We start from the raw sequence: 17,425 nt of genomic DNA, 5'->3' as shown, positions 1-17,425 counted from the left end.
CAAGCAGATCGCTACCTAATGGCGTCATCTAGCAAATTTATAGCCCAAATTTACTGGCTTTATTTTAAATTTTGTCAGATTTTCTTATAAATTTGTCCTCTTGCACCAAACTTATTTTAAAGCAAAAGACCAGCAGGCAAGATTTTATATTTCAACCAAAAACCACCAAAAACAAGCACACAGCCTAACTTAAAATACTATAAATTCCACAAGCTCACTATTTTAAATTTGACCCAATACGCTAACTTCAACTATTTAAAAACTTTAAAAATGTTAGCAAAAATCAGCCAGGCAAGCTTTATATTTACATGCAAATTTACCCAAAACAGGCACAACACAGCTTTTAAAAACGCACCTGTAACCTGCTAACTTTATTAAATTTAAAAGTTTTCACATCGCTGGTTTTTTAAATTTAAATGTTTTACGACCATCGCAATAGATCAAATTTAAATTTTACTAGCTCACAACTCTAAATTTTACCTCTCATAATGCAAAATCATATTATTTTGCATAATTTTATACATATTATTTTTAGTATTTGAAGAAATTTGAGGTGCTAAATTTAAAAATTTGTGTTTGCTGATGTAAATTTGGTAGTTTTCAAGCCAACCAAGCCAACCAAATTTAACTAGAAATTTTCACAAAAATAGCAAAAAATTTATGTCGAAGTATAAAAATGGCCTTAAACTAAGCCATTTTTAAGTACAAAAACCAATCTTTTAAATTTAAAAGCAATTTTATCAAGCCAAAATGCTAAATCAAATTTAAAGCTTAACAACCAAGAGCTTTGCCTATACGGCCAAGAGCGAGCTTGAGCGATCACACTGACTTTTATACATGGGTTGAGCCATTTTTAGCGATGGAGACAACCAACAAACAGAGGCCAGCATTTTACACGACTACGACCGACAAGTCGCCACTTAGATATAAGTGTATGGTTGGGCGGCTGAGCGCATTTTCTTGCCACTTTTGCGCATGAGCATGTCAAAGCCACTAGGCTACAACCCTACCCAAATATCTCAAATTTATGAAAAAGCTTTGGCTCATCTTTCACCACACCACGCTTTACAAGCTCAGCCACCACTTCGCGCTCGCAGTCAGTTTGCATAGGCCAGCCACGAGTATAGTCCTCTAGCTCGTCTTTGCTCGTCGCATCCACGCAGAAATTTTCACTATCAATATAGATATCACGCAAGGCATCTATGTTATTTGTCACACGCCAAAGCAGCATATATGGGTTTTCTAGGTAGTTTTGTATATCCACTACGACTAGAAGCTTAAAAAACTCCCTAAACGTCAAAAGCTTTTCAAATAGCTCTTTTACAGGGCGATCTTTTTCAAATTTCACCACACAAATAGGCGTTTTACTCTGCTTTTTAAACTGCCTAAGCTCCTTAACATTTGGCACAACGCTTTGAAATTTAGCCAAAAGCTCGTCATCATTTAAAACCGCAGGGCTAAATTTACAAAAGTCCTGCGTCGCGTCGATGCCTAGCTTGCCACCAAAGCATGAGTTTGGGCTCGCATGATCGAGCTGATCACACACACCTTGGCTTATCAGCACACTCTCACTACCAAATCTATCAAGCACAAAGTCCGCAAATTTGTCGTATTCTGCTAGCTCTGGTGCATCGTTACCCACAAAGATCGCATGCTTTACAAAGCTCATCTGCCCAACTCCCCAAAACGCATGCATCGCCTGCTTTGCGTGCGCTGGATAAAGGGCGTTGATCTTGGCTAGGATAAGGTTGTGAAAGACGCCATTTTCAGGCATATTGTAGTCTAGTAGCTCTGGCACGGTCGTTCGCAAAAGCGGTAAGAAAATGCGCTCCGTCGCCCAGCCCATGTACTTATCCTCAAGCGGCGGCTTGCCAACCACGGTCGCATGAAATACGGGCTCGCGCTTGCTCGTTATCGCCGTGACCTCCATCACTGGAAACGGCTCAACCGGCGTGTAAAAGCCAGTGTGATCGCCAAATGGCCCCTCAAGCTCGCTCTTAGTCGTATCGACAAAGCCCTCGATCACGTAGTCTGCGTCTTGCGGGACGTAAATTTCATTAGTGAGCGACTTTACGAGCTTTGCTGGCTCTTTGCGTATAAAGCCGTAAAGCAGCAGTTCAAAGACACCCTTTGGCAGCGGCGCTTGAGCGCACCAGATGTAGAGTGGATCGCCACCGATCGCCACCGAAACTGGCATTTTACGACCTGCACGCTTGTACTCGTGAAAGAAATTTGCGCCGTCTTTGTGGATCTGCCAGTGCATACCAAGGCGATTTTTGTCATAAATTTGCAGTCTATACATGCCTAAATTTTGCAGCGCGCCGTCAAGACTTTGCGTATAAACCTGCCCCATCGTAATAAAAGCACCTCCGTCATGTGGCCAAGTCTTTAGCGCAGGTAAGCTCAAAAGATCAGCCGCCTCGCCTATAAATTTGACCTGCTGGCACTCGCCCTCACCCTTTAGCCTTTTGGTAAAAATCTTTCTCATGCTAAAAAGATAGGCCAAAAAGTCAAGCTTTTCTTTGAAATTTTCAGGTTTTTTGGGCTTTAAAAGCTTTTCTATCTCAGCTGTGATCTCGTCGGGATCACGACCAAATATCAGCTCAAGTGCCCTTTTTGAGCCGTAGATATTTGTAAGCACTGGGGCAAATTTACGCCCAGTTTTTTTGCAGACTGGATTTGTAAAAAGTAGCGCTTGCGAGCCCGCGCGTTTGACCTCGATGTAGCTAGCGTGCGCGATCTCTAGGTCGATATCTACTGGCTCCTCGATCACTCTAAGTAGGCCATTATCTTTTAAAAGCTTGATGTAGTCCATATTTTTCCCTTAAATTTTTAAGGATGATAGCTAAAATTTGATAAAAAAGGCGATGCTAATATTTTGTTATTGCACGCAAAGTCAGTTTGTGCGTTTTTATTTTTTATCGCAAAGATAATAAATTTATGAACTATCATCGTGGGTAAAAAAGTAGCGTAACAGCAGGCAAATTATTAAATTTACGACTACTCTAGCAGCTCGCCAAAGATCTCTTTGCTATATTTCATAAAGCGCTCATTAAGCTTAACATCCTCGGTATCTACGCAAATGAGACTATCTTGCACCTCAAAAATGATGCTCTTATCAGTGATCTTCACCCTTTTGCAAGCGTTGTAGCAAACATCGCCGTTACACTCGGCGTATAGGCCGTTTATCTCGGCGTTTTCGTCATCGCCCTTTTTTAGTTTGATCGGTCTTTGAAAGATTATGTAGTTTTTGTAGTTATATTTATCGTCTGCAAGACCGATCATGTAGTAGTTGTCTTTGCTATTTTTGGTAGCGCTTAGGGCTTTTGCTTTAAATTTTAGCTCAAACACGCTTACGCCATCTCCTCGGCGCGTTTTAAAAGCTCTTTCGCCCCTTTTTCTATAAATTTATACGCTAGCTCCTTGCCGACACTTTGAAATTTATCCTTGCTAGTCTTTAAGCTATCTTTTATAAACTCGCTTCCATCAGGCAGGCCAACGATCGCATTGATAGAAATTTCATCCCCTTGTAGCCTTGCGCTGATGCCTATTGGCACTTGGCAGCCGCCCTCTAAAACGCTTACGAAGTCACGCTCTATGGTCGTTTCTATAACCGCATTTTCGTCATTTAGAAAGTCAATCTGCTCTAAAATTTGCTTCTCGTCTCTAGCCTCGACGCCAAGAGCACCCTGACCCATCGCAGGTATCATCTCGTCAAAGCCAAATGTGTAGATGTGTGCCACTTCAGCCTTGATATTTAGGCGGTTTATGCCAGCCATCGCCAAAATGATCGCGTCAAATTCGCCCTCTTTTAGCTTGCGTAGGCGAGTTTGCACGTTTCCACGAAGCGAGATGATCTCAAGATCAGGCCTCATGATAAGTAGCTGCATCTTACGGCGTAGGCTCGTTGTGCCAACCTTTGCGCCGTGCGGTAGGTCGCTAAATTTAGCAAATTTCTCACTTATCATCGCATCTCTCGTGTCCTCGCGTGAGCAAATGGCAGCTAGCTTAAGCCCTTCTGGAAAGACTACTGGCACGTCTTTTAGGCTATGCACCGCGATATCGGTCTCGCCTTTTAGCATGCTATCTTCAAGCTCTTTTGTAAAAAGCCCTTTGCCACCGATCTTTGCAAGTGGCGTGTCAAGTATCACGTCGCCCTTTGTCTTCATGCCCTCAAGCACGACCTTCACGCCCTTGTGCTGCGCCTCGATCCTAGCCTTGATATGCTCGCTTTGCCAAAGCGCTAAGATGCTCTTTCTAGTTGCTATTTTTATCTCTTTCATCATCTCTCCTAATTTACTCTTTTTGGCTCTTCGATGACCTCAACGTCGATGATCTCGCCTTCATTTTCTCTTGGGGTGCGCTCGCTAAAATTTTGAAATTTAAACTCCTGATAGCTCTCATTTTTCGCTGCATTTTTCTTAAATATCAAAGAAAAAACGATCACAGCGATACCAAAAACATCTGTCAAAATCCCTGGTAAAAATAGCAGCGCTCCGCCAAAACTAAGCCCTAGCTGGCTGAATAAATTTCCGCCAAGAAAGCTTTTAAATGCCACTTGAGGCGAATTCAAACTAGAAAATCCAGCATTAAAAAGAAGTGCGATGCCAACAAATCCAGAGACCAACACTTCAAGAAAGTAGTTCAAAAAGCCAAATTTATCAACAAAAAGATAGATAAAGACCGCTTCTATCAAAAAAAACAAAAATGCGAAAAATCTCATAAGCTATCTTTTATCTTTCTAAAGGCGTCGTCTGCGCCTATGGCCTCTTTGCTTAGCCCATCTCTTGTGATAAACTCGACCTTGCCATTTGCAAATTCTTTACCCACAAGCAGCGCATAAGGAAAGCCGATAAGTTCAAAATCATTCATCTTAACGCCAAATCTCTCGTTTCTATCATCGATGATGACGCTAACGCCAGCTTTTTTAAGGCTCTCATAAAGCTCAAATGCAAATTTCACGCCCGCTTCATCTTTTAAATTTGAGATGATGATCTCCACATCAAACGGCGCGCACTCTTTTTTCCAGATGCAGCCCTTCTCATCGTGGCTAGCCTCTATCATCACAGCGATCAGCCTGCTTATGCCAATGCCATAGCAGCCCATCAAAAATGGCTTTGCCTTGCCATTTTCGTCAAGATATGTCGCATTCATCGCAGCTGAATATTTATCGCCTAGCTGAAAGATATGACCGACTTCTATGCCTTTGCTAAGTTTTAAATTTCCACCACAAACTGGGCATTTATCGCCCTCTTTTACCTTTACAAGGTCTTTAAATCTCTCCTCGTTAAATCCACTAACACTAACGCCAACAAAGTGATAGTCCTTCTCGTTAGCGCCGCATATCATGTTATTTGCGCCCCTTAGCTCGTTATCTATAAAAAATTTCACATCTTTTAGCCCAACTGGCCCACAAAATCCAGCCACAAGCCCAGCTTTGGCCACGTCGGCCTCGCTAGCATCGACAAGCTCTAGCGCCTTGCAAGCGTTTTGCGCCTTTGTCTCTTGAAGCTCGTCATCGCCCCTTACAAAAAAGACCACAACCTCCTCTTTCTCCTCATAAATCGCCTTTTTCATAACAGCTTTTATGCAGTAAAACTCGCTAACTTTGAAAAACTCAGCGACATCTTTTATAGTTTTTGCATTTGGCGTTAGAAATTTAGCCGCGTCCGCCTCTGGCGCTTCAGCCTCACTAACTCTTGGCTCGCGTCTTGCCGCCTCGACGTTTGCAGCGTATCTGCAAGCTTCACAGCAAAGTATGTCGTCCTCTCCGTTACTTGCAAGCACCATAAATTCTTTACTGCCACTTCCTCCTATGGCTCCGCTATCAGCCTCAACAGCTCTAAAATTTAGCCCTAGACGGGTAAAAATTTTGCTGTAAGTTGCCTCCATAAGGTCAAACTCACGCTTAAGATCCTCTTTGCTAGAGTGAAAACTATAACCATCTTTCATCGTAAATTCTCGCCCTCTTAGCAAGCCAAAGCGTGGTCTTGCCTCGTCACGAAATTTAGTGTTTATCTGGTATAAATTTAGTGGTAGCTGCTTGTAGCTAGTCACCTTGCCACGCACCAAAGCAACGGCCGCCTCTTCGTTTGTCGGGCTTATGACAAAGTCATTTTCTTTTCTATCTTTAAAGCGCAAAAGCTCCTTGCCAAAGACGTTGTAGCGGCCACTTTGCTTCCAAAGCTCGCCTGAAGTGACCACGCTAAAGCTCACCTCTAGCGCTCCAGCCTCGTTCATCTCCTCTTTTACCACGCGTGAAATTTTATCATGCATGATCTTTCCAAGCGGCAGATAGTTGTAAAGCCCAGAGCCGATCTGCTCGACAAAGCCGCCCCTTATCAAAAACTGATGACTTGGTAAAGATGCATCTTTTGGCGCTTCTTTGGTAGTTGGGGCGTAAAATTTACTAAATTTCATCTATATCTCCTGCTTGAAAATTTTGTTCATCTTTTATATCAAATAAAAATTTAACTCCGTTTGAAAGCTCGCTCGCTCTCTCCTCGTCTGCAAGCCCTTTTAGCTTCATCGTTGGCTGGTGCAAAAAGGCTTTAAAGACTTGATGAATGAGCTTTCGCGCCTCATCATAATCGCTATGTTTTAAATAGCCTTTTTTCATCGCCTTTTCTAGCTCATTTTTCGCGCAAATTTCAGCCTGCTTGCGGATTGATTTTATAAGAGGCACGCTCATATCTTCTTTTAAAGTCTTTAAAAACTCGCTCGTGTCTTGACCGACGATCGAGTAGGCCTTTTGTGCCTGCTCCTCTCTTAGGGCTAAATTTTTACGCACGATCTCCTCTAAGCTATCAACCGTATAGACGCTGATAAGCTCTGTGTTTAAAAGATCGATGTCTCTTGGCACGGCGATATCAAAAAAGTATCTGTGAAATTCTCTTGGCTCGATGATCTCTCCTGTGATGATGGCGTGCGGGGCTGCGGTGCTTGAGAAGATGAGATCGTAGTTATTTACATACTCTTTTAGCTTTAATATGCTATCCCAGCTCGCGCTATCTCCTAAGCTATCAACTAACTGCTCAACGCGCTCGGAGCTTCTGTTTATAATGATCACCTCTGCGCCGCTTGATATGAGGTGCTTTGCTGCTAGCTCGCCCATCTCGCCAGCGCCCACGACGATAGCCGTTTTGCCCTCAAGCGTGCCAAAAATTTCTTTTGCTTTTGCCACGGCGACGCTTGAAACTGAGATCGGGTTTTTAGAAATTTGAGTTTCGTTTCTAACCTTGGCAGCGCACTTACATGCGTAGTGGATGATCTTACTGATATCTTCGCCACACGAGTTGTTGTCATAAGCAAATTTAAAGGCATTTTTTAGCTGGCCAACTATCTGCGTTTCGCCAACGACTAGGCTATCAAGCGAGCTTGCCACAGCAAATAGGTGGTGGGCGGCACCGCTATTTTCATAGATGTCAGCTCTCTCATAAAGCTCATCTTCAAAAACACCTGAAAATATCGACATACACCTGATGATATGAGCAGTGGCAGCCTTTACATCCTCCACGCTAGCTATGATCTCGACGCGGTTGCAGGTGTTTAGCACCATGCTCTCTTTTATGTTTTTGTTTGAGTTTATCAGCTTTAAAATTTGCTCTTTTTTCTCGTCACTATCAAATGCAAGCTTTTCTCTGACCGAAATATCAGTATTTTTATATGTAAAACTTATGTCTAAATAGTGCATCAAAATTCCCTATCTATCATGCTTTTTATGATCCCTTCAAGCTCGGCGTTTTTATACTCTTTTATCGCTTCTATCGCCTCACTTCCAAGCCTTTTGGCTTCATTTATAGCTTTACTAAGCGAGCTAGTTTTATCAAAATTTTCTTTTAGCCATGAAATTTCGTCCGAATTTAACTTCTTTGCCCAAAGCGATCTAAGCTTTGCCCTGCCAGCCTCGTCCAGGCTCTTATAAAGATAAATGTATGGGAGTGTCGTTTTGCCCTCGACAAAGTCGTTAAGCGCTGGTTTGCCAAGCGTTTTTTCATCTTGAGTGATGTCTAAGATATCATCAACGATCTGAAATGCAAGACCTAAATTTTTGCCATAAAGGCCAAATTTCTCACTATCTTTGCCAGCTAGCTTTGCCCCGCAAATAGCCGTAGCTTCTATCAAAACAGCTGTTTTATAATAGATCATTTTTAAGTATTCTTGCTCATTTTCATTAAAATTTTCAGCCATTTTCACATCCATCATCTCGCCGATGCTTAGCTTACTGACCGCATCTGAGATGACAGCTGCGATGCTTGGATCAAATTTTGTAAGCTCAAAATAAGCCTTTGAGTAGAGGATGTCGCCTAGCATGACTGAGTTTTTACTGCCAAAAAGTGCGTTTATGCTTGGTTTGCCGCGTCTTATATTTGCCTCGTCTATTACGTCGTCGTGTAATAAGCTTGCAAGGTGGATGAGCTCGATGATAGCGCAAAGCTTAAGAGAAATTTCACTCTCGCCTGCGATCTTTAAAAGAAGTTTTGAGCGTAGCTTCTTGCCTGAGCTTATCTTTAAAAACATCTCAAACGCCTCTTTGTAGCCAAGCTCGCTTATAAATTTGCTCATTATTTCATCGATTTTATCCATTTTTATCCTTCTATTTATCCTCGTGCGGATCTCTAAAACCCACATCCACACGCTTGCTCTCATCTAGCAGCGCCACCCTAAAATGCGCCTTTTTGTCCCTAAAATCAATAAATGATATATAAAGGCTCACGCTCTCGTTTGGCGGCATAGTAAAGTCAGGCAAAACTCGCTGCATGTAGGTGTTTTGTCCTTGTCTTAGCGAAAAGACCATCTGCCTTGGATAGCGCCTAAAAAAGCTTTGCACAGTGATATTTGTGCTGTCAAATAGCGTCCAACGAAAGTCAAATGTTTCAACTTTTTGAGTTTTTTTCTCGGTTATAAAGACCCTCGCCCACTCATCTTTTTTAAGCTCAAATGTATGCACCGAATTTGGGTCAAAATTTGGCTCTTTTGCAAAAAGAAGAGCGGCTAGCAAGGCCACAAGCGCAAAAATTCTACTCATTTTGGCTTAAAATTTCTCCGCTAAGCTCGATATATAGGTCATTTACTCCGTTATAAATTTTATCTTGCTCTGAGAGTATAAAATTTCTGATCTCATCTTCGCTAATGCCATGCTTTTCGCAAAGCTCGTTCATAGCTACAAATTTCTCAAAAATTTTATCTATCTCGTTTTTAACCAAAACGGCATTTGCGTTAAACAAAATGTCATAAAATTTATCCCTCGCACTGCCCTCAAATATATCTATCATCGCTGTTTCTTTGAAAATTTCTTAAGATTATAGCCAATTAAAACTAAGTTAAAAATTTAATATTATCTCCCACGCCTCGCTAACATTTTTAGCGTTATACGTGGCAGTTTTGCTCTCCTCGCCAAATCCCCAGCAAACTTGCACGTAAGGCATATTTGCATTTTTAGCCGCCAGCTCGTCTTTTAGGCTATCTCCTACAAATATCGCCTTGTTAGCTTTAGTTCTACTAACAGCTAGATGAAGCATCGCAGGATCTGGCTTTTGCGGTATCTCCTTGCTAGCGCCGATGACCTCGTCAAATAGCTCATAAATTTCATTTTTCTTTAAAATTTTCTCTAGCGTATCGTGCGGTGCATTGCTTGCCAAAACGATCTTAAATTTAGCCTCTTTGCACTTTTGCAAAAGCTCTTTTACGCCATCATAGGTAGTCGCACACTCATCGTAAAATTTCTTAAATTTCTCTTCAAACCCCTCTTTTAAGCTCCTGCTTGGCGTGTCGATGCCGTAAAACTCAAGGGCCAAATTTCTACCTGGCTCGTTGATCGCTTTTATGATAAATTCTTTTTCAAGTGGCGGCAAATTTAGCTCATCTCTTACTTCATTCACCGTTTTATATATTGCCTCGCCGCTATCGATCACGGTGCCATCCATATCAAAAATAACTACTTTCAATCCTCATCCTTAAATTTATTTTTATGTTTTTCTTTCTTATATGTCTTTTGATTTTTTAGCTTATCAAGTAGATTTGCCGCCTTTAAAAGCTCCTCTTTTGGGGCATTTTTGATAAGCAAATTTATAAAATTTTCTAGCGCCTTTGAGTATGGCTGATCAAGATAAACAGCCTCTACTTTTTCGATGACTTTCGCATTTTTCTCTACTCTTTGGCGAAATTCAGTCTCGTCAAAATTATCTCTTTTTAGCCCGTTTATCGCTGATTTTGCAAATTTTTCTAGCGCACGAAGATATTTTACACGCTTAAATTTGTCCGTGACTTGGTTCAAATTTTTCCTTTTTTTTGGCAAATTATATCAAAATTTGATTTTATCCCCTAAATTTTGGCTTTGCTAATGTATAATTTACGCCAAAATTACTTAAACAAGGAGCAAAAATGAGGCAAGAAACCGCTGCGATCCACGTAGGCTACGACACAAACGAGGGCTTTGGCACGATGGCTGTGCCTATTTTTCAAAGCACAGCTTATGACTTTGGAAGTGCCGAGACAGCAGCTGCTAGGTTTGATCTAAAAGATAGTGGCTACATCTACACAAGACTTAGCAACCCAACGACAGATATCTTTGAAAAAAGGGTCGCCGCACTTGAGGGCGGAGCCGCTGCGATAGCGACTGCAAGCGGTCAGTCAGCTTTGTTTTACAGCATAATAAATTTAGCCCAAGCAGGCGATAATATCATCATCGCTAAGAAAATTTATGGCGGCACGACGGTGCTTTTTACGCACACACTAAAAAGATTTGGCATAGAGGCTAGAGTCTTTGACAGCGACAGCGCTGATGATCTAGAGAGTTTGATAGACGAAAAAACTAGGGCTATATTTTTTGAAACGCTTTCAAATCCGCAAATTTCTATCCCAAATATTGAAAAAATCGTAGAAATCGCAAACAAATATGGCATCATCAGCATCACTGATAATACCGTGCCAACGCCTATTATCTTTCAGCCACTTCGCCACGGAGTCGATGTTTGCGTGCATAGCGCTAGCAAATATATGAGCGGTCAGGGTCTTAGCCTAGCAGGCGTGGTTGTCAGCGCAAATCACCTAAACGAGAAGCTAAAAGGCAACAAGAGATATGAGCACTTTAACGTGCCAGATGCGAGCTATCACGACATCGTATATGCTGATATGACGGATCGTTTTGACATCTACACGCTAAGAATGAGGCTTGCCATCGTGCGCGACATCGGCGCTGTGATCTCTCCGTTTAACTCTTGGCAGCTCATACAAGGGCTTGAAACGCTCGCTGTTAGAGTTGAGAGACACTCGCAAAACGCCCTAAAAGTGGCTAAATTTCTAAACTCTCACAAGCATATAAAAAGTGTGGCATACCCAGGGCTTGCCGACAACGTAGATCACGCAAAGGCGCAAAAATACTTTAAAGATGGCATGGCAAATGGACTATTTTGCTTTGAGACTGATAGCTTTGAGCGCGCAAAAAAGATGCTTGAGCGCGTAAAACTCTTTAAGATCGTGGTAAATATCGGCGATACAAAGTCGCTCATCACACACCCAGCATCGACAACTCACCAGCAGCTAAGTAGCGAAGAGCTTGTAAAAGCTGGCATCACAAAAGAGCTCATAAGAGTTAGCATAGGCCTTGAAAATGCCGAGGATCTGATAGCTGATCTTGCTCAAGCTTTGGAATAAACAAGTCAAATTTCTAGCTCATTTTGGGCTAGAAATTTAAAATTTACTCAAACTTGCCGCATGTCCTCTCGCACTCTTTTGCTTGCCTTAGAAATTTTATAACGATATAGATAACAAGTAGCGGCACGCTTATATACCAAAATGCAAAAAAGGCGAGTATAAAAAGCATAAATAAAAATATTGCAAAATATACTAAGACCGCAAGGATGATAATATCAAGCATTTTGCCTCCCATTTTGCTAGTGTTTTGGTGATTTTATAAAAAGCAAAATAAAATGAGACTGGACGGATTTGTTTTCGGCTCTAAATTTGAGCCAAGCTGTAAGCTAAGTCAAATTTTAATAACCAACTCTTGAGAGTGAATGGAATTTTAAAATTTGTAAAATAGCTTGATTAAATTTGTAAATTTCTTTTTATTCAAATTATTCAAAAGGGAGACAAGGGGACTTGAATTACGAAGTCGCTCCCTTCCCCCTTAACAATCCCTTAACCTCGACAACGTTAGAGGTGGCATACAATAGTGCTTCACACTGCATGCGTTTTATAAAATTTAATACAGCTCTGGCAAATTTTAAAATTTTATGGACGAGTAATTTCGGCTCTAAAATTTGAGCTAAGCGGTAAGCGAGGCCAAATTTTAGTAGCCAATTCTTAGGGGTGAATGGAATTTTAAAATTTGCAAAGCAATATAAACAAATTTAAATGTTTGCTTCTTTGTTAAGAGAGAATAGGTTTAAATTAAAAATACTCTTAGCTAATATAACGTTAGAAGTGCAGATAGTGCTAACACTACCTGCTTTTTATTGGATTTTCTAATAAATTATTTTATTAAATTTATCTCAAACGATATCTTCGAAAACTTCAAATTTATCGTTATTTACTAGCATTTCTAGTAAAACTCCGTAGTTGTCCTTGATCTCGTCTTGTAGCTTGACAGTAAGCTCTTTAGCATCTTTGCCGTCTCTTGGATAGCTCACTACAAGATCGACTGGCTCAGCGTTTAAAAACTCTTGTATGCCAGTTAGTAGCTCGCTAGCACCTCTCTCGTTTGTGCCGTGAAGCACGACTACATAGTGCTCATTTTCTCTTATAACGACGTCAGTTTGTCTTAAAATTTTCTCAAAAATTTCGCCGTACTCTTTGCTGTTTGGTAAAGAAAAATATATCAAAGATAAATTTTTCGCATAGTCCTTTACGTTTTTGTAGCGTTTGATTATTGCTATCTCAAGATCGATTATTGATAAAAGATCAACTGCTGAGAAGATTTTTGCCGCCATTTTTCACTCCATTATTATTTTTTAAGTTGCTATTATATCTTGTAAATTCTCAAAAGCAAAGACATTCATTCCATTTTTGTATTCATAGCCAAATTTTAGTCCATGAGCCTCAAGGATGTTGCTAACTATATATAAACCTAGACCAAAGCTCTTTTGCGCATCCTCGCCCTTGATAAATGGCTGGATGTAAAAGTCAAGATCGTTTTTTAGCTTCTCGCCTTGAGTTATAAATTTCATATGATCCTTGCTAACCATGATATTTACGTGTTTATCGGTTGAGTACTTTATGCCATTATCTATCATATTTTTTATAGCGACTGAAAATAGCTTAAAATCAACCATCACCCTAACCTCATCAAGTTCGCTGATACCAACGTGCTCTTTTTCGATCATCGCTATATCTATCGCCTCATCGATGAGATCTCTCATAAGACAAGGCGTTTTGTTTGTAAGCCCTATCTTTGAAGTGATCTGCTCGATCGCAGCAAGCTCATTTATCAAATTTTCAAGCTTGTGAAAGACAGAGATGAGCCTCTCTTGATTTTTACTTTTTTCTATCATTTGAGCGGCGATCAGCCCTTTTGTGATAGGCGTTTTTAGCTCGTGCATGATATTTCTTAAGAAAAGATGTCTTGAGTCATTTAGCGCCTTGATCTGGCAAACCGCACCGTAAAATGCCTCTGAAACTTCAGAAATTTCATCCTTGCCGTTGCCGACATTTTGCACGCCGTCAAGCTCACCATTTGCAAATTTAACGATCTGACGCTTTAGCTTTCTAAGCGGCTTTATCTTATAGATGACAAAGATATAAGCAGCCAGCAAAATGACTGCAACCACCAAAAACACAGCCTTTATCACCTCGTATCTATAAGGCTGAAATTCTTTATCCATCAAAAGCTTTAGCTCGTCTAAATGCTCGATCTTTAGGTAGTGATGCTTATCATAAAGCAAGATAGCACTAGATCCTAGATCACTTGAAATTTCTTCTAAAACGGCTGCATTTTTTAAAATTTCTTCTTTTTCATTTTTGGTGGTGATCTCTGGCATGTCGATGTTTGAGAGCTGACGGTCATACTGGGCTTTGTTTATGATGCCACCCATGTAGAGCAAATTTGTCCTAGCGACGTTTGAGTATTTGTTATTTAGCTCTCTTGTGTAGTTTTGCTTGTCAAAGCCCATGAGCCACAAAAAGGCTAGAAATATCGAAACGAGCGCAAGTCCAAAGATAAACGTTATCGTGATAAATATAGAAGATCTTGGCATCAAAGAACCAACTTGTAGCCGATGCCGCGGATCGCGTGGATGTATTTTGGCTCTTTTGGATTTTCATTTAGTTTTTGGCGAATTCTACCGATGATGACGTCGATACTTTTGTTTGAGCTATCTTCATTTATGCTCTCGCAGTTGTAGATGAGCTCCTCTCTAGTGACCGCCCCACCCTCTTTTTGAAGCAGGTATTTTAAGATGTCATACTCCGCTGCGGTTAAATTTAAGACGCTGCCTTTAAATAAAATTTCTCTCTCAAATTCTTTCAATACCAAGTCTTTGTTTAAATTTCTTGCCTCATTTGCAGGAGCGATACTCTGCCTTCTTAGATGACTTTTGATGCGAGCAAGAAGCTCTTGTGGGTCATAAGGCTTTGGTAGATAGTCGTCAGCACCGTTATCCAGGGCATTTACTTTGTCCGTTATATCGTGCCTTGCGCTTGAGATGATGATAGGGATGTTGTGCTTTTTTCTTATCTCTTTGCAAACCTCTAGTCCATCCATGCCAGGGAGAGTGAGGTCAAGTATCACTAGGTCAAATTCGCTCGTATTTAAGGTAGATAGTCCGATATATGGCTCTTCAGCCGTCGTTACTTTGATATCGTAGTTTTCTAGGTATTCGGTTAAAATTTCAGCAAGCTCCATATCATCTTCTATCATTAAAATTCTAGTCATGATCTTTCCTGTTGTAAATTTATTTTTAAGGATTATAGCAGATTAAGATTTTAAAAATTTAAAAGAGTTAAGAGCTGAAATTTCAGCTCTTAAGTGGTTATTTTATAACAAGGCCTTGCATGATGCCACCGCGGTTTACCCACACTAGCGTCTTTTTGCCTTTTGCATTTTTAACAGTGCTTGCAAATGTTTGAAGATCTTTTATGCTCTCTTCGCCAACTTGAACGATCACATCGCCTCTTTCAAAGCCAAAGTCTTCAGCTTTTGAGCCAGATTTTACGTCAGTTACAAGCACGCCTTGAGTGTCTGGGCTGATCTTATACTTAAATCTTATCTCATCGCTTAGATTACTAACGCTAAGACCTTCGATGATGACGCTTTTTGTCGCATCTTTTGCGTTGTGATCCATATTTACAAGCTTGATTTTTGTATTCATCACCTTATTTGATCGCTCGTAAGTTATATCAACGCTGCTATTTGGAGTTAGTGAGCCGATGAAATTTTTAAGATCATTTGCGTTTTTGATGGCTTTGCCGTTTGCTGAAATAACCAAGTCGCCTCTTTTTAGCCCTGCCTCATCTGCTGGCATGCCCTGCTCTACGCCACTTATTAAAGCACCTTCTTTATTTGTATAAAGCTCTTTTTGCTCATCGGTTAAATTTGCAATCGTAACGCCGATAAAACCACGCTCGATCTTACCGTCAGTTATCAGCTTTTTAGCGATATCTTTTACCATATTTGATGGTATGGCAAAGCCAATGCCGTTGTTGCCACCACTTCTTGAAAGTATGGCTGAGTTTATACCAACTAAATAGCCCCTGCTATCAACCAAAGCGCCACCTGAATTGCCAGGGTTTATCGAAGCGTCTGTTTGGATGAAATTTTCATATTGATTAAGCCCGATATCATCTTTATTTAGCCCTGAGACGATACCTTGAGTGATGCTCTCGCCCACGCCAAATGGATTGCCTATGGCAAAGACGACATCCGCGTCAAGTAGCTTTGATGAATCAGCAAATGTTATCGCATTTAACCCATTTGCCTCTATCTTTATGACGGCTAGATCAGTCTTTGGATCGCTGCCTATTAGCTTTGCTTTATACTCTTTGCCACCCTTTGCCAAGGTCACAACGATCTGGTCGCTATCTTCGATGACGTGATTGTTTGTAACGATGTAGCCGTCATTTGAGATGATGACACCAGAGCCAAGAGAGGTTGTCTTTTCTTTCTCTTTTGGTTTTGCAAAGTTAAATCCAAAAAATTCATTCAAAAACGGATCATTAAACATCTGCTCGATACCCGCATTACTTACTGTTTTTGTAGTCGAGATATTTACAACTGAAAGTTTTGCCTGCGCGACAGAGTCGTAGTATGAGAGCACGCTATTTTTATCGCTTAAGGGCGAAACTCTAGTTACATCTTGGTTTGCTTCGTTAAATTTAATATCAGCTCCCATTAGCAAAGAAGCCGCTGCTAATGAAATTAGCATAAATTTTTTCATTTTTTTCCTTTAAATTGAAAATGTCTTGAAATTATAAATAGAGCTTAAAAATAAAATCTTAACGCTTTTTTCTCCTTTGTAAATAAAAATAAACTTGACTTGCATAGACTAAAGTTTTGTGATATAATCCGTGTCAAAAAACATAAGGAGAATATATGAGCGAAAGCTTATATGAAACTTTAGGAGTTTCAAAAGGCGCATCAAGCGACGAGATAAAAAAAGCTTATAGAAAACTTGCTAGAAAGTACCACCCAGACATCAACAAAGACCCTGGAGCAGAGGATAAATTTAAAGAGATAAACGCTGCTTATGAAATTTTAAGTGACGAGAAAAAACGTGCCCAGTATGATCAATATGGCGACAATATGTTTGGCGGTCAAAATTTCCACGACTTTGCCAGAGGCTCGGCCGATATGGGCGATCTAAACGATATCTTGAAAAATATCTTTTCAGGTGGATTTGGCGGAGGCGGCGCTAAATTTAGCGGTGGCTTTGGCGGAGGTTTTGAAGGATTTGAAGGCTTTGGCGGAGGCGGATTTGGCTTTGGAGGAGCTGATCTAGATGTAAATGCCAAAATTTCTATACCATTTGACGTGGCTGTAACTGGCGGCGAACACAAGATAAATTTTAATGGCGAAAGCATCAAGATAAAGATCCCAAGCGGCATAGAAGGCGGCGAAAAACTTCGCATAAAAGGCAAAGGCAAGAGTACTGGCGGTCAAACTGGCGATCTTATACTTGCTATTAGCGTTGAGCCAAGCGACGAGTATGAAAGAGTTGGCGACGATCTATACAAAGATATAGAAATTCCGCTAAAAACTATGCTCTTTGGCGGTAAGATAAATGTGCATACATATAAAAAAGATGTAACCATTAAAATCGCTGAGAACTCAAAAACAGGCACGAAGATCCGTCTAAAAGGATACGGCGTGCAAAATAGAAAGAGCGGAATTTATGGCGATCTTTACTTAAAAGCCAGAGTAAAACTTCCAAACATTAGTGAGCTTGACGAGGGCTTAGTAAAAGAGTTAAAAGAAAAATTACCGGAGTAA

19 protein-coding genes are annotated in these 17,425 nt (G+C 40.6%); 3 read left to right on the top strand and 16 right to left on the bottom strand.

Translation table 11 applies throughout. From position 1 onward, the window contains the following. Window positions 1-811 precede the first annotated feature (811 nt). Window positions 812-979: a hypothetical protein gene (locus tag FZ945_RS09715; protein WP_187424139.1), complete on the top strand. Its 168-nt coding sequence runs from the start codon at window positions 812-814 to the stop codon at window positions 977-979. 27 nt (window positions 980-1,006) lie between these two features. Here the strand turns inward: FZ945_RS09715 and FZ945_RS01285 are convergent, their stop codons facing one another. The 11 genes from FZ945_RS01285 to FZ945_RS01235 all read right to left on the bottom strand — a co-directional run bounded on the left by FZ945_RS01285 (window position 1,007) and on the right by FZ945_RS01235 (window position 10,276). Next, window positions 1,007-2,815 carry a menaquinone biosynthesis decarboxylase gene (locus FZ945_RS01285; protein ID WP_148801952.1) on the bottom strand — a complete coding sequence of 603 codons (1,809 nt, stop codon included), beginning with the start codon at window positions 2,813-2,815 and terminating at the stop codon, window positions 1,007-1,009. A gap of 185 nt (window positions 2,816-3,000) precedes the next feature. Beyond that, entirely contained in the window at window positions 3,001-3,351 is a 351-nt protein-coding gene (locus tag FZ945_RS01280) for an Imm10 family immunity protein (RefSeq protein ID WP_148801950.1), read from the bottom strand. Between the two features lie 2 nt (window positions 3,352-3,353). After that, window positions 3,354-4,283: a hydroxymethylbilane synthase gene (hemC, locus tag FZ945_RS01275; protein ID WP_148801948.1), complete on the bottom strand. Its 930-nt coding sequence runs from the start codon at window positions 4,281-4,283 to the stop codon at window positions 3,354-3,356. Between the two features lie 8 nt (window positions 4,284-4,291). Continuing rightward, window positions 4,292-4,723, bottom strand: coding sequence for an FxsA family protein (locus FZ945_RS01270; RefSeq protein ID WP_148801946.1), 432 nt, complete (start codon window positions 4,721-4,723; stop codon window positions 4,292-4,294). Further along, window positions 4,720-6,420: a proline--tRNA ligase gene (locus FZ945_RS01265; protein ID WP_148801944.1), complete on the bottom strand. Its 1,701-nt coding sequence runs from the start codon at window positions 6,418-6,420 to the stop codon at window positions 4,720-4,722. Before FZ945_RS01265 ends, FZ945_RS01270 begins: the two co-directional genes overlap by 4 nt. Continuing rightward, entirely contained in the window at window positions 6,410-7,693 is a 1,284-nt protein-coding gene (gene hemA / locus FZ945_RS01260) for a glutamyl-tRNA reductase (RefSeq protein WP_148801942.1), read from the bottom strand. Before hemA ends, FZ945_RS01265 begins: the two co-directional genes overlap by 11 nt. Continuing rightward, the gene (locus tag FZ945_RS01255; RefSeq protein ID WP_148801940.1) at window positions 7,693-8,586 is read right to left on the bottom strand and encodes a polyprenyl synthetase family protein; all 894 of its coding nucleotides are present in this window, start codon (window positions 8,584-8,586) and stop codon (window positions 7,693-7,695) included. The genes hemA and FZ945_RS01255 overlap by 1 nt, the downstream gene beginning before the upstream one ends. A gap of 10 nt (window positions 8,587-8,596) precedes the next feature. Next, complete coding sequence (locus FZ945_RS01250) at window positions 8,597-9,028, bottom strand: hypothetical protein (RefSeq protein WP_148801938.1); 432 nt, start codon at window positions 9,026-9,028, stop codon at window positions 8,597-8,599. Continuing rightward, complete coding sequence (locus tag FZ945_RS01245; RefSeq protein WP_148801936.1) at window positions 9,021-9,275, bottom strand: DUF2018 family protein; 255 nt, start codon at window positions 9,273-9,275, stop codon at window positions 9,021-9,023. Before FZ945_RS01245 ends, FZ945_RS01250 begins: the two co-directional genes overlap by 8 nt. A gap of 48 nt (window positions 9,276-9,323) precedes the next feature. Further along, on the bottom strand, window positions 9,324-9,947 hold the full coding sequence (locus tag FZ945_RS01240; protein ID WP_148801934.1) for an HAD family hydrolase: 624 nt from the start codon (window positions 9,945-9,947) through the stop codon (window positions 9,324-9,326). Further along, entirely contained in the window at window positions 9,944-10,276 is a 333-nt protein-coding gene (locus FZ945_RS01235; protein ID WP_148801932.1) for a hypothetical protein, read from the bottom strand. Before FZ945_RS01235 ends, FZ945_RS01240 begins: the two co-directional genes overlap by 4 nt. Before the next feature lie 107 nt (window positions 10,277-10,383). On the opposite strand from FZ945_RS01235, the gene FZ945_RS01230 reads away from it, so the two are divergent. Next, the gene (locus tag FZ945_RS01230) at window positions 10,384-11,655 is read left to right on the top strand and encodes an O-acetylhomoserine aminocarboxypropyltransferase/cysteine synthase family protein (protein ID WP_148801930.1); all 1,272 of its coding nucleotides are present in this window, start codon (window positions 10,384-10,386) and stop codon (window positions 11,653-11,655) included. A gap of 43 nt (window positions 11,656-11,698) precedes the next feature. Here the strand turns inward: FZ945_RS01230 and FZ945_RS01225 are convergent, their stop codons facing one another. The 5 genes from FZ945_RS01225 to FZ945_RS01205 form a co-directional block, all read right to left on the bottom strand. Beyond that, window positions 11,699-11,878, bottom strand: coding sequence for a transformation system protein (locus FZ945_RS01225; protein ID WP_148801928.1), 180 nt, complete (start codon window positions 11,876-11,878; stop codon window positions 11,699-11,701). A gap of 616 nt (window positions 11,879-12,494) precedes the next feature. Next, complete coding sequence (locus FZ945_RS01220) at window positions 12,495-12,932, bottom strand: nucleotidyl cyclase domain-containing protein (protein ID WP_148801926.1); 438 nt, start codon at window positions 12,930-12,932, stop codon at window positions 12,495-12,497. A 21-nt stretch (window positions 12,933-12,953) separates the two neighbouring features. Next, the gene (locus tag FZ945_RS01215) at window positions 12,954-14,195 is read right to left on the bottom strand and encodes an ArsS family sensor histidine kinase (RefSeq protein WP_148801924.1); all 1,242 of its coding nucleotides are present in this window, start codon (window positions 14,193-14,195) and stop codon (window positions 12,954-12,956) included. Next, entirely contained in the window at window positions 14,195-14,872 is a 678-nt protein-coding gene (locus tag FZ945_RS01210) for a response regulator transcription factor (protein WP_002940190.1), read from the bottom strand. The genes FZ945_RS01215 and FZ945_RS01210 overlap by 1 nt, the downstream gene beginning before the upstream one ends. Window positions 14,873-14,969: 97 nt before the next feature. Further along, the gene (locus FZ945_RS01205) at window positions 14,970-16,373 is read right to left on the bottom strand and encodes a Do family serine endopeptidase (RefSeq protein ID WP_148801922.1); all 1,404 of its coding nucleotides are present in this window, start codon (window positions 16,371-16,373) and stop codon (window positions 14,970-14,972) included. Between the two features lie 155 nt (window positions 16,374-16,528). Between FZ945_RS01205 and FZ945_RS01200 the strand changes: the two genes are divergently transcribed. Further along, window positions 16,529-17,425, top strand: coding sequence for a DnaJ C-terminal domain-containing protein (locus FZ945_RS01200; RefSeq protein ID WP_148801920.1), 897 nt, complete (start codon window positions 16,529-16,531; stop codon window positions 17,423-17,425).

This window comes from Campylobacter concisus (assembly GCF_902460535.1).
GTDB classification, from domain to species: Bacteria; Campylobacterota; Campylobacteria; order Campylobacterales; family Campylobacteraceae; genus Campylobacter_A; species Campylobacter_A concisus_AS.
This window is presented reverse-complemented; position numbering and strand designations above follow the sequence as displayed.

Coding starts and splice junctions, on each gene's coding strand:
- FZ945_RS01285 (WP_148801952.1), bottom strand. CDS start 2,815: ATGGACTACATCAAGCTTTTAAAAGATAATGGCCTACTTAGAGTGATC.
- hemC (WP_148801948.1), bottom strand. CDS start 4,283: ATGAAAGAGATAAAAATAGCAACTAGAAAGAGCATCTTAGCGCTTTGG.
- FZ945_RS01270 (WP_148801946.1), bottom strand. CDS start 4,723: ATGAGATTTTTCGCATTTTTGTTTTTTTTGATAGAAGCGGTCTTTATC.
- FZ945_RS01265 (WP_148801944.1), bottom strand. CDS start 6,420: ATGAAATTTAGTAAATTTTACGCCCCAACTACCAAAGAAGCGCCAAAA.
- hemA (WP_148801942.1), bottom strand. CDS start 7,693: ATGCACTATTTAGACATAAGTTTTACATATAAAAATACTGATATTTCG.
- FZ945_RS01255 (WP_148801940.1), bottom strand. CDS start 8,586: ATGGATAAAATCGATGAAATAATGAGCAAATTTATAAGCGAGCTTGGC.
- FZ945_RS01250 (WP_148801938.1), bottom strand. CDS start 9,028: ATGAGTAGAATTTTTGCGCTTGTGGCCTTGCTAGCCGCTCTTCTTTTT.
- FZ945_RS01245 (WP_148801936.1), bottom strand. CDS start 9,275: ATGATAGATATATTTGAGGGCAGTGCGAGGGATAAATTTTATGACATT.
- FZ945_RS01230 (WP_148801930.1), top strand. CDS start 10,384: ATGAGGCAAGAAACCGCTGCGATCCACGTAGGCTACGACACAAACGAG.
- FZ945_RS01225 (WP_148801928.1), bottom strand. CDS start 11,878: ATGCTTGATATTATCATCCTTGCGGTCTTAGTATATTTTGCAATATTT.
- FZ945_RS01220 (WP_148801926.1), bottom strand. CDS start 12,932: ATGGCGGCAAAAATCTTCTCAGCAGTTGATCTTTTATCAATAATCGAT.
- FZ945_RS01215 (WP_148801924.1), bottom strand. CDS start 14,195: ATGCCAAGATCTTCTATATTTATCACGATAACGTTTATCTTTGGACTT.
- FZ945_RS01210 (WP_002940190.1), bottom strand. CDS start 14,872: ATGACTAGAATTTTAATGATAGAAGATGATATGGAGCTTGCTGAAATT.
- FZ945_RS01205 (WP_148801922.1), bottom strand. CDS start 16,373: ATGAAAAAATTTATGCTAATTTCATTAGCAGCGGCTTCTTTGCTAATG.
- FZ945_RS01200 (WP_148801920.1), top strand. CDS start 16,529: ATGAGCGAAAGCTTATATGAAACTTTAGGAGTTTCAAAAGGCGCATCA.